This window comes from Corynebacterium sp. ZY180755, assembly GCF_054331495.1.
Genome location: NZ_CM135811.1, coordinates 2,136,063 through 2,150,103 on the forward strand (window position 1 = coordinate 2,136,063; position 14,041 = coordinate 2,150,103).

Consider the following 14,041-nt stretch of genomic DNA (forward strand, 5'->3'; position numbering starts at 1 on the left):
TGCCCCCGATGCGCTTTCGTGGCGCCATAGGCTGAGTTGCTCTGAACTTACGTAGCGGGAAAGATAGCGGTCGTGACTTTGCAGATTGGATCTTTGACTCTTTCCTCCCCTGTTGTTCTCGCCCCCATGGCTGGCGTGACCAACGTTGCTTTCCGCACCCTGTGCCGCGAGCAGGAGGAGCAGAAGACCGGCACGGTGTCCGGCCTGTACGTGTGCGAGATGATTACCGCACGCGCGCTCGTCGAGGGCAATGAGAAGACCATGCACATGACCACCTTCGGCCCCAATGAGAACCCTCGTTCCATGCAGCTGTACACGGTCGATCCGGAGTACACCTACCTTGCGGCGAAAAAGATCGTGGATGAGAACCTAGCCGACCATATCGACATGAACTTCGGCTGCCCCGTGCCCAAGGTGACTCGTCGCGGTGGCGGCTCGGCCTTGCCGTACAAGCGTCGCCTGTTCGGCCAGATCGTTGCCGCGGCCGTTCGGGCCACGGAGGGCACTGATATTCCGGTCACCGTGAAGTTTCGCGTGGGCATTGACGACGAGCACCACACGCATCTCGACGCCGGCCGCATCGCCGTGGAGGAGGGCGCTCAGGCGGTTGCGCTGCACGCGCGCACCGCGGCGCAGCGCTACTCCGGCACGGCCGATTGGAATGAAATCACTCGTCTGAAGGAGCACCTCGCCCACACCGGAATTCCGGTGTTGGGCAACGGTGACATTTTTAAGGCCACCGACGCTCAGGCCATGATGGACCAGACCGGCTGCGACGGCGTGGTCATCGGCCGTGGCTGCTTGGGGCGGCCATGGCTGTTCGCAGAGTTGTCCGCCGCCTTGCGCGGCGAGGAGCTCCCACCGGAGCCAACCTTGGGAGAGGTCACCCGCATCATTTACCGCCACGCCGAGCTGCTGGTGGAGCACGATGGCGAGGCTAAAGGCTGCCGTGACATGCGCAAGCACTTTGGCTGGTACATGCGTGGATTCCCCGTCGGCGGTGAGATCCGTCAGCAGCTGTCCACTATCACCTCGCTGGAGGACCTGAAGCGGATTCTGGAGCCGTTCGCGGATTCGGATGCACTTGCTGAGGACTCCGACGGCGCACGTGGCCGCAAGGGCTCCCCGGGCAAGGTCATGTTGCCGGAGGGCTGGCTGGATGACCCAGAAGACGACACCGTCCCAGAAGGTGCGGACATCATGCACTCCGGCGGATAGATAGCGCGATTTCAGATACGCCCTTATTCTTGTAGTCATGCGTAGTGCCTATCAAGAGCGCCTGAACAGCTTCGCCGCGGACTTAATCGCCATGTCAGAGACGGTCCGCACCATCCTGGGGCTCGCCAGCGCTGCCCTTCTCAAACAACGCCCTACCAAGGCGGAAGAGGCCGTCAAGCTGTTCGCGGATCTAGAAGATGCCCGCCAGCGTTGTAAGAACTCCGCGGTGAGTCTGCTCGCGCTCGAAGGCCCTGTTGCCCGCGACCTGCGCCAAGTGGTCAGCTCCATCTACATTGTGGAAGACTTCGACCGCATGGGCTCGCTGGCCAAGCACATCGCCAAGACCGCAAACCGCCGCTACCCTAGCGCGGTTTTACCGGAGGATTATCAGGGCTACTTCAAAGAATTGGCGCGGCTGTGCCAAAACCTTATGGATAAGATCCATGACTTGCTAGAGGATCCCAACGCAGACGTTGCCCTCGATATTGAACGCGATGATGACGCCGTGGATGACATCCACTCCCACATCATGGCCAAGGTGACGTCTGATTCGTGGCCGCATTCCTCCCGAGAGGCCGTAGATATCGCCCTTCTCGGCCGTTTCTACGAGCGCTTTGCAGACCACACCGTGAACGTAGCCGCACAAATCGTTTTCCTCGCTACAGGCCTCAACCCGGATCAGTATTTGGAACAGCGCCAAGGCAAGAAGGACCAAGCCTAAAGCATCCGGCGTTGACACATGAAAGAAGGCGGGAACAGCGTGCGCCGTTCCCGCCTTTTTCGTGTGTGGTTATCCGAACCGGCCGGAGATGTAGTCTTCGGTCTCCTTCTGGTCTGGGTTTTCGAAGATTTTCTTGGTGGGGCCAACCTCAACAAGGCGGCCTGGCTTGCCGGTGGCCTCGAGTGAGAAGAACGCGGTCTGATCGGACACGCGCGCAGCCTGCTGCATGTTGTGGGTGACGATCACAATGGTGAAGTCTTCCTTCAGCTCGTGGATGAGATCCTCAACAGCCAAGGTGGAGATAGGATCCAGGGCAGAACACGGCTCGTCCATGAGTAGAACTTCAGGCTCAACGGCAATGGCGCGGGCAATGCACAGGCGCTGCTGCTGTCCGCCGGACAGGCCACCGCCTGGGCGATCAAGGCGGTCCTTGACCTCGTCCCACAGGTTTGCGCCACGCAGAGCCTTCTCGGCGGTTTCCTGTAGTTTCTTCTTATTTTTCACGCCGGAGAGTTTCAGGCCCGCAACCACGTTTTCCTCAATGGACATGGTGGGAAACGGGTTTGCTTTTTGGAATACCATACCGATGGTGTTGCGCACAGCTACAGGGTCCACCTTCGGGTCGTAGATGTTCTGACCATCGAGCAGGATTTCGCCTTTCAAGTAAGCACCTGGGATGACTTCGTGCATGCGGTTGATGCTGCGCAGCACGGTGGACTTACCGCAGCCAGATGGGCCGATGAAGGCGGTTACTGCCTGGTTCGGGATTTCAATATTGACACTTTGTACCGCATGAAAGTCACCGTAGTAAATGTTGACGTCGCGGAGTGAGAGTTTAGACATGGGGTTCCTTTAAGAAGTCTTTACGGAGAACTTTGCGGAGATCACGCGAGCCGCGATGTTCAGGACGGCGATGATAAGTACCAAGGTAAAAGCAGCGCCCCACAGTTTGGCGAGCACGGCGTCGGTTGCGCCAGCCTTGTACATGTCAAGCATCATCAGCGGCAGGGAAGACTGCGGACCAGTAAACGCGTCCCAGTTGATCATCTGGGTGGAGCCCACCAAGATCAGCACAGGCGCGGACTCACCCATCACACGGGCGATGGCCAGCATGATACCTGTCACGATGCCGGACAGTGCGGTGGGGAGAACTACCTTGGCAATGGTCTTCCACTTGGGGACACCCAGGGCGTAGGAGGCTTCGCGCAGGTCCATGGGGACAACACGCAGCATTTCTTCGGTGTTTCGAACTACCACAGGAATCATCAGCAGCACCAGCGCGATGGCCACGGCCATACCCGAACGCTCAAAGCCAAAGAGGACGATCCACATGGAGTACACGAACAAGGCTGCCACGATGGACGGGACACCGGAGAGGATATCCACCATGAAAGTGGTGACGCGGCCAAGCGTGCCGCCCCTGTCGTATTCCACCAAGTAAATCGCGGTGAAGATACCGATGGGGATGGAGATCGCGGATGCGATACCTACCTGAACCAAGGTGCCCACGATGGCGTGCAGCGCGCCGCCGCCCTGTTGGGTGTACATGATGCCCAGCTGGGAGCTGGTCCACCACTGTGGGTTGAGCACAGGGGCCATGCCGCGCAGAACGAGTTCGAGGAGAACCCAAACAAGGGGCACCAGGGCAAGGATCATGGTGCCGTAGACCAGGATGGTGAAGATTTTATCGGTGGTCTTACGGGAGCCCGAGATATCGGAGAAGGTTGAGGTGTGGCGCTTTGATTGAGTCTTTGTAGTCACGTCTTTGTCTCCTACTTCTTGTTCGCTACGAGAGAGCGGGCAAAGGCATTGACCACAAAGGTCAGAGCGAAGAGCACCAGGCCGGCGGCGATGTAGGCGCCTGCCTTAAGGTCAGAATTGAATTCTGGCGCAGCGTTCGCGATTGCAGTAGCAAAGGTGGTACCGCCGTCGAAGAGGGAGAAGCGGAACTCAGAGGATGGGGATACCACCATGTAAAGTGCCATGGTCTCACCCAGTGCGCGACCAAGTCCGAGCATGGAACCGGAGATGAAGCCGGACTTACCAAATGGCCATACGGTCATGCGGACCACTTCGTATTTAGTTGCGCCCAGCGCGAGAGCTGCTTCGATGTGTCCGCGTGGGGTCTGAATGAACACCTCGCGGGCGGTTGCTGCGATGACCGGCAAAATCATGACGGCAAGCACGATGCCGCCGGTCATGATGTTGCGGGCGGTGTCAAAGCTTGGGCTGTTTGAATAGGTTGCAAACAGCGGGAACCAGCCGAGGTTGGTGTTGAGGAATCTGAACACCTCGCTCAGTGCTGGGCCGAGCACCTGCCAGCCCCATAGGCCGTACACAATGGATGGTACGGCGGCGAGCATGTCCACCAGGAATCCGAGTGGCTTGACCAAGCGCTTTGGGGCGTAGTTGGTGAGGAAGATGGCAACGCCCAACGCGATGGGCATAGCGATGATCAAGGCCACAACGGAGATCAGGACGGTGACGGCGAAGAGGTTCGGAATACCGAACTTCATGGAATCCAAGTTGGTGAGATCCCAGCCGCCGGAGTAGGTGAAGAAACCACCAAGTCCGTCGGCGTTGTTGTTCACCGCGGGAACGGCACGCCAGATCAGGAATGCACCAATCGCTGCAATGAGAACGGTGATCACCGTTGCCGCTGAGTTGGAAGCGAATTCGAAGATCTTGTCGCCTGGACGCTTTGCATCCCCCATGATGGACGTCTGCTTGCGTGAACCCTCGTCGTTCTTGATGATGACGGTTGAATCCTCACCGTCTACTCGGCGTTCTGAGTCAAGGGTGCTAAGACCAGACTCTGTAGACATGCTCATGAGATTGTGCCTTACTTAATAGCGTCGACGGCAGCTGCAAGACGCTCGCCGTGTGCGGAATCTGGTGCAACTGGGATAAAGCCAAGGTCCTCCAAGCCGGAGTCCTGGGAGTTGAGAGCTACCTTCAGGAAGTCCTTGACCTGATCAGCGGTGCCTTCTGGATCGCCGGCTGCGGAGTAGTCAGAGCAGACGATCTCGTAGGTGGTCAAGATCAGTGGGTAGGAGCCCTCAGCGTTCTGTGCGAACAGCTTTTCTGCGTCAACAACCATGTCATTGCCCTCGGTGGTGAACTCGAGTCCATCCAGCGCGGTGTTGACGGACTCAGCGTTGAGCTCGGTTGGGCCTGCACCGAAGTCGATGTTGGCAACGTTGAGCCCCTGCTCGGTGGCGAAGCCGGACTCCACGTAGGTGATAGCGCCGGAGATGGCCGCAACCTCGTTGGCTACGCCGGAGGAGCCGTTGGCGCCGGAGCCGGTGGAGTTAGGGAATGCCTTGCCCTCAGACGTCCACTCACCATCGGTGGACGCTGCTAGGAACTTCTGGAAGTTGTCAGAGGTTCCGGACTCGTCAGAGCGGTACACAACCTTGATGTCCTGGTCTGGGAGGGTAGCGCCCTCGTTTTCAGCGGCGATTGCCTCATCGTTCCACTTGGTGATGTCGCCCTTGAAGATCTTGGCCAAGGTGGAGGTGGAGAGGTTGAGGTTGTCAACGCCTTCAACGTTGTAGGCGATCGCCACTGGGCCGATCACCATCGGCAGGTGCCACGCCTCAGCGCCACCACAGCGCTCGGAGGCCTGCTCAATCTGCTCATCCTTGAGTGGGGAGTCAGAGCCTGCGAAGCGAACCTGGTTGTTCAAGAACTGCTCCTGGCCAGAGCCGGACCCGGTTGGGTTGTATGCCAATGAAGCGCCGGACACAGCTGCCTGGTACTTGACGTTGAAGTAGTCCATTGCCTTCTGCTGAGAGGACGCACCCTCAGCTACCAGCTGACCGGAGGTGCCGGACAGACCTTCGATAGCTGCGGAGTTGGCGCTGCCACCGGCTGCGTTGTCAGAGGACGTGGAGCCGGTCTCGGAGCAAGCGGTAAGTGCGAGAGCGCTGATCGCGGTAGCTGCGAGGACGGAGCGCTTGAAGGTGATGTTCACGACAGATGTGCCTTTCAAAGGAGGGAAAAGTTTCATCGTTCAAGGGGCGCGCCTTGAACCCGACTAGTAAAACTAGGGCCTGAAAGTTACGCCCCGACCGCGAGAGAGTTAACTAAATATGAACTCCTTTTGAGTTCTTGAGAAACAACCATGGGCGCGTACCCATCTTTCCTGTTACGGACATCGCGGACGCGAGTTAATCGACCACGGAGGATGTCATTGAGTCCGCGGGGAGCGGCTTTCCTCTTAATGGGGGCTTCACACCACGATGAAAAGATGTGAACCGCACTTATATCAGTAGGCTAGATACAATGAGCACCAATTCCTTCCTCCCCACGGTGGCTGACAACATCAGCCACACCGTGGGTTCTACTCCTCTCGTCCGCCTTCACAAGGTGGCTGAAGATGTAGAGCTGTACGCCAAGCTCGAGAGTTTTAACCCCGGCGGTTCTGCCAAAGACCGCACGGCAATCGCACTTCTTGAAGCTGGCATCCGCCAAGGCCGTGTAACTAAGGACTCCGTCATCGTGGAGTCTTCCTCGGGCAACCTTGGCATGGCACTGTCCCGGGAGTGCGCCATGCGCGGGCTGAAATTCACATGCGTGGTGGATCCGCGCACCAACGAAAGAACCCTGGCCATCATGAAGGCCTTTGGTACTGAGGTGGTCATGCTGGATGCCCCCGACCCAGAAACCGGTGACTGGCTCATCGCGCGCCGGGCAAAGGTGCAGGAGCTGATCGCTCAGGATCCTCACGCAGTCAACCTCAACCAATACGCCAACACGGCAGCGTTTGATGCCCACTACGTCACCATGGGTGAAATCATCACCCAGCTGGGCAAGGAGCCGGACTATCTGTTGGTGGCGATGTCCACTACCGGCACCATCGGTGGCTGCATCACCAAACTCAACGACCTGGGCTCTCACACCACCGTCATCGGTGTGGACGCTTTCGGCTCCGTACTCTATGGCGGTGCCCGTGGCACCAGAATGCTGCCGGGCTACGGTGCGGGCGTGACCCCGGAGTTGTCGAAAAGCATCACCCCGCACCGAGTGGTGCGGATTAGCGACAAGGACGCCATCGCCGGCGCGCGCCACCTCGCGCGAACGGAGGGCTTCCTGCCCGGAGCTTCCGGCGGCGCGGTGATCGCGGCGCTTGAGCAGTGCGACTTTGAGCCAGGTGCGACCGTGGTTGTGATTTTGCACGACTCGGGCGAGGCCTACATGGATACGGTTTATAACGACGAATGGGTTAAGGAAAACATCAAGTGAAAGTAGCTATTGTGGGCGGCGGCCCGCGCGGACTTTGGGCAGCAGAGGAACTACTGTTTCGCGCCGAGCGCTTATCCGTGCCCGTAGATCTCACGGTATTTGAGTCCGGCAATCTGGGCGAAGGCTCTGCATACTATATAGACCAGCCACGCCAATGGCGGATCAACGCCAACAGCGCCATCATTAGGTCGCACGTGGGATCCTTTGATGACTGGCGCGAGGATTCCTCCGATCCTTTCCCACCGCGCGCCCAGGTGGGCGAGTTCTTCGCCTACTCCTGGCGCAAACTCGCGGAGCGTTTCCCCTTCACGGTGATACACGCCCGCGCGGAGCTTGATTCCCTCACCGGCTTCGACCAGGTCCTCATCGCGACTGGTCACGCCCCCACCTGGCCGGGTGCACTCAAAGGCGCCATCAGTGCCTACCCAGCAAGCAACCTCGCAGCAATCACCCCAGGCAGCCACGTCGCCATTCGTGGCGCGTCGCTGACCTTCATCGACGTTGCGCTGTATTTGTCCGCGCTGCCGGAGGACCAGCGCCCAGCCCGCGTCACCGTGCACTCGCGCTCCGGCCGCTTCATGGAGGTCAAACCAAACCCCGGCGAGGGCCCAGACATCACCGCACAGCTAGCCGAGGGCGACCGCCGAATCCGCCTGTGCGAGGACTTCACCCAGTTCCGCCAGATCCTCATCAACACCGCCGCGTCCCTTCGCCCCGGCCTTGATGAGGATCTGATCACCTCCATCATCGACGGCACTGACTACACCGGTGACTCCGTAGCCGAACTGCGCCGCAGCGTGGCCATGGACTTCGACGAGCACTGGGCCGTAGGTGCCACGTGGCGCGGGCTCTACCCCGCCATCTGCTACCGCACCTCCTTCGGCCGCCGCGCAGACCTGACAGGTTTCCACGAGCTGTCCCGCACTCTCGAGCGTGTTGCCTTCGGCCCACCCGCCGTCAACGCCGCCAAAATCCTCGAGCTGATCGACTCCGGCTTCATCGACACCTCCATCATGACCCAGGACGTCGAAACCGTCGGCGCGGACCACATCGTCGACGCCGTCCTCAGCCCCCAAGGCCTCGTCCCACACACCCTCACCTCCCAGCTCGTCAACGACACCGTCACCACAGACCACGCCGGTTTCATCGCGCCGGGTTGGGCTGTCGTGGGCCGCGACACCGAGGATCACGTGCTGGGCAATGACACGCTCTCGCGCACGCTTCACGACGTCATCCCGCGGTGGGCAGAAGCCGTGCTCGCAACCGCACCGGCATCCTTTGACCGCGGTGTCCACGCCACCGTGCCGCTTACGGCACGCCTCGAACACTGGGAGGCGCAGCTCGCGCAGCGCCCCGATCAGGCACAGGAGATCGTTGAAAAATTCGGCTCGCCCACCAACGTGCTCAACCCAGCACCGATGGGCCGCAACATCGCAGAGCTGGTCAATGCTGGCGCAGACCACGGCGTCACCGTCAAGGTGTTCTACGCACGCAAGGCCAATAAAGGCCTGTGCTTCGTGGATGAGGTTCTCAACACCGGCCACGGTGTGGACGTAGCCAGCGAACGCGAGCTACGCCAAGTCCTAGACCGCGGCATGCCCGCTGACCGCATCATCCTCTCCGCCGCGATCAAACCGGATGCCTTGCTGAAACTCGCTGTATCCGCGGGCGTGCCACTGAGCGTGGACTCCACCTCAGAAATGCGCAGGATCGCGCGCATCGCAGCCGAGCTGGGTACGGTTGCCAAGGCGGCCCCGCGCCTCGCGCCGGATCCTTCCACCATGCCACCCACCCGCTTTGGTGAGCGCCTGAGCGTATGGCAGGACAACCTCCCCGCCGCCGGCGGATCCGTGGCAGTGGTGGGCGCACACGCACACATGCACGGCTACGACGAAAAAGACCGCCGCTTCGCCCTCAACGAGTGCGTCCAGCTGCTCGATACCGCCCGCGAGCAAGGCCACCACCCTGAGTTCGTGGACCTGGGCGGCGGCGTACCCATGAGCTACCTCGATGATGGCTCTGAGTGGGAGGCTTTTAATAAGGCACGCGCCGAACACCCCGACACCTTCACGTGGAAGGGCGACCCGCTGAAAAACACCTACCCGTTCCACCAGTCCCCTACTCGCGGGGCATGGCTCAGCACACTGCTGTGCGGCGCAGTAGGCGATGTCACCGGCGCTGAGGCACTGATCTCCCGCGGCCTGCGCCTGCACTTGGAACCAGGCCGATCCATCCTCGACGGCTGCGGCATGATCCTTGCCGACGTCGCCTTCGTGAAAAAGCGCGCCGACGGTCTCCCCCTCGTGGGACTCGCGATGAACCGCACCCAGTGCCGCACCAACACCGACGACATCCTGCTGGACCCCATCCTCATCCGCACGGACCGCGACACCGACCCAGAATCCGCATGGAACGAATCCGTGGACGCATTCCTCGTGGGCGCCTACTGCATTGAGGACGAGCTCATCATCCGCCGCAAGATGCGCTTCCCCGCAGGGATCAAGGCCGGCGACATCATCGCCATCCCCAATACCGCCGGCTACTTCATGCACATCCTCGAATCCGCATCCCACCAGATTCCACTGGCCAAGAACGTGGTGACATCCGGCTCCGGCGTCGAACTGGACGCCATCGACGCAGGCTAACTGGCGGAATACACCACGTGGGACTCAATCGTGGAAAAGCCGAGCGCCTCATACGCCTTCACGGCAGGGGCGTTATCGGCCTCCACGTAGAGGATCACTTCCTCCATGCCCCTCAGGTGGTGCAATCCCATCTGGATGAGGGGCTGGCCAAGACCCCTGCCACGGTAGTCCGTGCCCAAGCCCACCACGTAAACCTCACCCTTGGTCTTGCTATGACGCTTCAGCCAGTGGAAGCCCGCAATCCTGTCATTCTGTGAGTCATAGAGAAACAGGACGTCACCAGGATCAAACCAGCTCACCTGCTGCGCCTTAGTGAGCCTATCCATATCCCAGCCACCCTGCTCGGGGTGCCACGAGAAGGCCTCATTATTAACCTTCAACCACTCTTCTTGCGCGTCCGGAAGCTCACTCAGGCTTTTGACCTCATATCCCTCCGGCGCGTCAAAATGCTCAGGCAGCGTGGTTGTAGACATCACTAGCAACTCGCGGGTCTTAACAAACCCCTTCTTCTTCGCTATAGCCTGCGCCGCCGGATGATCACCATGCGCCCAAAAATCAGTCACACCATCAGCTAGAAGTTCATCCACCAGCGCCGTGCCCTCACCACGCCCACGAGCCTCAGGGGCGATAAACAACTCCGCCTGCTGGCCATCAATCGCCGCAAGACCAATCAAGTCATCTCCGGCGTAGACGCTCACATGGCGGTGCCCCTTCGAATCGTCCTCTAAGCCAAGCAGAAACTGCTCAGACAGCGGTGCAATGCCGTCATTATCTTCCGTTCGCTTTGCTAACTGTTGAGCCACATTGTTGATCGTCATGACTCCACCATAGCGACGAAGCGCCAACAGCGTACACGTCCTACCCGAACCACATGAGGGTTTACCTGCATCAACCCGAATCTGTGGATAACTTTCCCTTCCGGTTTGGGTTATCCACAGGGATTTGAGGCCCTAGTTTCCTTCACACATTTTTGTGTTTAGCGTTGGGGCCATGACCGATGAACACGCAGCACTCCAGGACTACCTCACCGCCATGGGAAGCGGTGCCATCCTGCTGCGCGCATTCCACGGCCGGAAACACTGGGAGTTTGACACCATCGCTCCACGCGACGCGAAAGAACTCATCGGCACTGCCTCTTGGTTGTATGGCAAGACTCGGTACAGCATGCAGCAACGCAAGACACGGGAAGCCGCCATTGCCCACGGGTTCTCCCTCTCCGTGCTCACCATGATCCGCCGGCACGTAGAAAAACTTTCTACTGAACGCGAACAATGGGTCCTGTGGCGCGAGCTCACCAACACACCACGGCCTGCTGCGGTGATCAACACACTCGCGTTGAAGCGGGTGAAAGACTTGAAACAACCACCCGCCAGGCGAGACACCGCTATGCGTATTGTGCGTGGTGCCGACGGCATGGGCACCCTGTACTTCACCGCACCACAAGCACAACTCGCCGACATCAACCGCAGCCTCAAAGAGTCTGTTGCCACCATCATGGAACAAGACTCCGACAAAACGAAGAATCAGGCCCGGGGTGAAGCCTTCGCCGAACTCCTCCGCGGCGACGCCAACGTGCCCCAAGGCGGCTACACACCACTAGTAGTTGTTCCCGTAGAAGAACACGCCAAGATCATCCGCGGTAAAGGTGACGGCATTAAAGTGGTGTGCTCTGACGGCACCGTCTTATCCGATAAAGAATACCTAGAACGCCTACTAACAGACTATGGGCTGGTTGCTCTGGTGGATGAAGAAGAAGGCACCCTGAATATGTTCCGCACACAACGGTTTGCCAACCAGAAACAACGGTTTGCGGCGTTCGCGGAAAACCCCACCTGCGTAGCACCAGGCTGCACGGTGGCGTTCGATGACTGCCAACTCCACCACGTAGTGGCATGGAAAAACGGTGGCGACACCAACATCAAGAATTTGGTGCCACTGTGTGCCTACCACAACGGGATCAACGATGATGACTGGTGGACCACAATCCACGGCCATATTGAAAAACGCGGGCCGTTTGCCTACTGGGTGTCTGCTTATGGGTTACCGGATCGACGAAACCAGCACCCGCTCGCCATGCTCGGTGGCTGCAGCAAAATCTTCGGATAACCCCACCAAAAACACACAACAGCCGTAACACCTCAAGGTGCTACGGCTACAGGCGCTGCTATATTGCAGGCTTTAATGGTAAAGATTATAAGGTGAGTAAAGCAGGGAAAGTAGCCTCCGTAACTGTCGCCGCTCTAGCGGCCGTAGCTGGCGTTGCATGGGTGGGTGATTCCGCCCTCGCAGCCCGCACCGAACAGGCTATTTCACAGGAAGTGCGCGAACACGCCCGCCTTGAAATCACGCCCAACGTGAGCATCCAAACCTTTCCCTACACCACGGTGCACTTCACCGGTAACATCAGGGAATTGCGCGTGGGCATTTCTGACGTGACCGTCCCAATTTTTGGAATGGTGCGGACCAACACGATCCTTCAGGATGTCAGCGTCACCGACGAGCAACTGCAGACAGGGCGCATTGACGGATCCCGTGCGGCGCTGATTTCCCGCAACGTCGGCCTTGACGCCGTAGCATTGGGCGATCTCCTAGAAATCAAGGACTTGGATATTTCCAATCCCTATGACATCTCCCCCGCTGGCGGAAACGCGAACGAAGCCCAGCTTCGTGGCACGCCGCCAGGTTTTGATGAGGAAGTTGCCGTTGAAGCCACCCTGAGGCTGGTGGGTCCTACCTTCAAGCTCACCCCTGTGAAGCTGGTGGAGGGCGACCCCGCCCAGAGAGACAAGATCTTTGACGCTTTCCAGCTTGAGTTCAATACCAACACTTTGCCCATGGGTGCCCAAGCCAGCTACGTATTCCTGTCCGGCGGAACCGTGTTCTTCCAGGCCCAAGAGAGAAACGTCATCGTCCGTCTCTCGGACCTGTCACCAATCGTCTCACCTGACACCGCTGATCAGGTGAAGACGGAAATGTCCTAGATACGGATGTCGAAGAAGCCCAGCAGCTGACGCACCTTGGAAACTGGCGTTGCATCCACCTGCTCATCTGGGGCATACACCTTGATGGCCTCCGGTACAGCACCCAAGTGGACGCTTTCCAGTTTGCCTGCATACTCGCCGTCCACCTGGAATCGTTGTTCCTCGTGGCAATCCAGGTCTACGTCCATGGCGTCGTCAAACATCTCGATGCGCTGCTTGACAATCTTCTCAGTTGGGCGCTCCAGGAGGCCGCCGTGGCCTGCGCCGAATAGGTGCATGAGGCTTGCGGCGCCTGCCAAACCGTCGAGATCTTTGATTCCGAATAGGCTAAGGCCCAAGTCGAAAGAGTTACGTGGGTTGGTCACCACTGGCAGTGGGCCTAGGAATGTCCATGGGTTGGTGTTGGACGCGATCAAGATTGGTAGGCCCTGCGCCTCAAAGGTCTTGCCTTCGCGGTCGGTGGCGCGGACGTCGATGGTTGGCGGGGTGTCGAGGATCCTGCGCCACACGCGCGACGTGACGCGCAGGTAGCGCAGTGGGGTCGCGGAGAAACCCTTGTTGCGCAGACGCTCAACACCAGCAATCACGTCCGCATCAATACCAAAGCCTGCGTTCACGCAGAACCAGTTGTTATCCCATGTTCCTAGGTCAACTAGGCGGGTCTTATTCTGCGCAATCATCTCCGCCAAGACTTCGGCGGCATAGGTCGGCTCGCCTGGGAAGCCCAGTGCGCGGGCGAAAACGTTGGCTGAACCAGTTGGGATAACGGCGAGGGTTGGTAGCCGATCAACGTCTACGTTTGGTTTATCGCTACCGGCTTCGTACTCACCAAGCAGGCCGTTAATAATCTCGTTAACGGTGCCGTCGCCACCTACGGCGATGATAATGTCTGGATCGAACTGCTCCAGCGCTGGGTTAAAGTCCTCTAAAGTCTTGGCGTCTGGGCTTTCCAGTTTTGTTACGGGCTGTGCGTTGCCCAGTTTGCGCTGCATGATCTGCGCGCACATGTCCTTGGCGTGGTTTGGGCGCGTAGTGGAAACGCTCAGCAGCTCTAGGCCTTCAACGCCGCGAAGGATAGGGACTATGCGGGAGAACAGCTCGGGAGTCTGGCTGGTGGAGTTTGGATTCTGAATCAGCAGTGCTTTCATAGCTCACTACTCTACTGTAATTTTGGTTCAGCTATAGGTTTGGGGCTCCAAAATCGCACTACATCACGCTCTGCGCTACGC

Annotated in this window: 12 protein-coding genes; 6 read left to right on the forward strand and 6 right to left on the reverse strand. The window is 59.1% G+C overall.

The genetic code is table 11. From position 1 onward, the window contains the following. Window positions 1-72 precede the first annotated feature (72 nt). Both dusB and phoU read left to right on the forward strand, forming a co-directional pair. Window positions 73-1,218, forward strand: coding sequence for a tRNA dihydrouridine synthase DusB (dusB, locus tag ACXM2N_RS09785; protein WP_458488213.1), 1,146 nt, complete (start codon window positions 73-75; stop codon window positions 1,216-1,218). Between the two features lie 37 nt (window positions 1,219-1,255). Further along, window positions 1,256-1,939 (forward strand): phosphate signaling complex protein PhoU, encoded by a 684-nt coding sequence (gene phoU / locus ACXM2N_RS09790; RefSeq protein WP_458488215.1) that lies wholly within the window; start codon window positions 1,256-1,258, stop codon window positions 1,937-1,939. 69 nt (window positions 1,940-2,008) lie between these two features. Here phoU and pstB read toward each other — a convergent pair whose 3' ends face one another. The 4 genes from pstB to pstS form a co-directional block, all read right to left on the reverse strand. Continuing rightward, on the reverse strand, window positions 2,009-2,782 hold the full coding sequence (gene pstB / locus ACXM2N_RS09795) for a phosphate ABC transporter ATP-binding protein PstB (RefSeq protein ID WP_458488217.1): 774 nt from the start codon (window positions 2,780-2,782) through the stop codon (window positions 2,009-2,011). 9 nt (window positions 2,783-2,791) lie between these two features. After that, complete coding sequence (pstA, locus tag ACXM2N_RS09800; protein ID WP_458488219.1) at window positions 2,792-3,700, reverse strand: phosphate ABC transporter permease PstA; 909 nt, start codon at window positions 3,698-3,700, stop codon at window positions 2,792-2,794. A gap of 11 nt (window positions 3,701-3,711) precedes the next feature. Beyond that, window positions 3,712-4,653, reverse strand: coding sequence for a phosphate ABC transporter permease subunit PstC (gene pstC, locus ACXM2N_RS09805; protein ID WP_458491128.1), 942 nt, complete (start codon window positions 4,651-4,653; stop codon window positions 3,712-3,714). Between the two features lie 128 nt (window positions 4,654-4,781). After that, window positions 4,782-5,915 carry a phosphate ABC transporter substrate-binding protein PstS gene (gene pstS / locus ACXM2N_RS09810; protein WP_458488221.1) on the reverse strand — a complete coding sequence of 378 codons (1,134 nt, stop codon included), beginning with the start codon at window positions 5,913-5,915 and terminating at the stop codon, window positions 4,782-4,784. Window positions 5,916-6,226: 311 nt separating this feature from the next. Here pstS and ACXM2N_RS09815 point away from each other — a divergent pair, with 311 nt between their 5' ends. Then, window positions 6,227-7,186 (forward strand): pyridoxal-phosphate dependent enzyme, encoded by a 960-nt coding sequence (locus tag ACXM2N_RS09815; protein ID WP_458488223.1) that lies wholly within the window; start codon window positions 6,227-6,229, stop codon window positions 7,184-7,186. Next, window positions 7,183-9,831 carry an FAD/NAD(P)-binding protein gene (locus ACXM2N_RS09820; protein WP_458488225.1) on the forward strand — a complete coding sequence of 883 codons (2,649 nt, stop codon included), beginning with the start codon at window positions 7,183-7,185 and terminating at the stop codon, window positions 9,829-9,831. The genes ACXM2N_RS09815 and ACXM2N_RS09820 overlap by 4 nt, the downstream gene beginning before the upstream one ends. On the opposite strand, the gene mshD is transcribed toward ACXM2N_RS09820, so the two are convergent. Beyond that, entirely contained in the window at window positions 9,828-10,649 is an 822-nt protein-coding gene (gene mshD, locus ACXM2N_RS09825) for a mycothiol synthase (protein ID WP_458488227.1), read from the reverse strand. The genes ACXM2N_RS09820 and mshD overlap by 4 nt on opposite strands. 172 nt (window positions 10,650-10,821) lie before the next feature. Between mshD and ACXM2N_RS09830 the strand changes: the two genes are divergently transcribed. Together ACXM2N_RS09830 and ACXM2N_RS09835 are read left to right on the forward strand one after the other, a co-directional pair. Beyond that, window positions 10,822-11,937 (forward strand): HNH endonuclease signature motif containing protein, encoded by a 1,116-nt coding sequence (locus ACXM2N_RS09830; protein WP_458488229.1) that lies wholly within the window; start codon window positions 10,822-10,824, stop codon window positions 11,935-11,937. A gap of 92 nt (window positions 11,938-12,029) precedes the next feature. Then, window positions 12,030-12,812 carry an LmeA family phospholipid-binding protein gene (locus ACXM2N_RS09835; protein WP_458488231.1) on the forward strand — a complete coding sequence of 261 codons (783 nt, stop codon included), beginning with the start codon at window positions 12,030-12,032 and terminating at the stop codon, window positions 12,810-12,812. Here ACXM2N_RS09835 and ACXM2N_RS09840 read toward each other — a convergent pair. Continuing rightward, window positions 12,809-13,960 carry a diacylglycerol/lipid kinase family protein gene (locus tag ACXM2N_RS09840; RefSeq protein ID WP_458488233.1) on the reverse strand — a complete coding sequence of 384 codons (1,152 nt, stop codon included), beginning with the start codon at window positions 13,958-13,960 and terminating at the stop codon, window positions 12,809-12,811. The two genes, ACXM2N_RS09835 and ACXM2N_RS09840, sit on opposite strands and share 4 nt — an antisense overlap. Window positions 13,961-14,041: the final 81 nt, after the last annotated feature.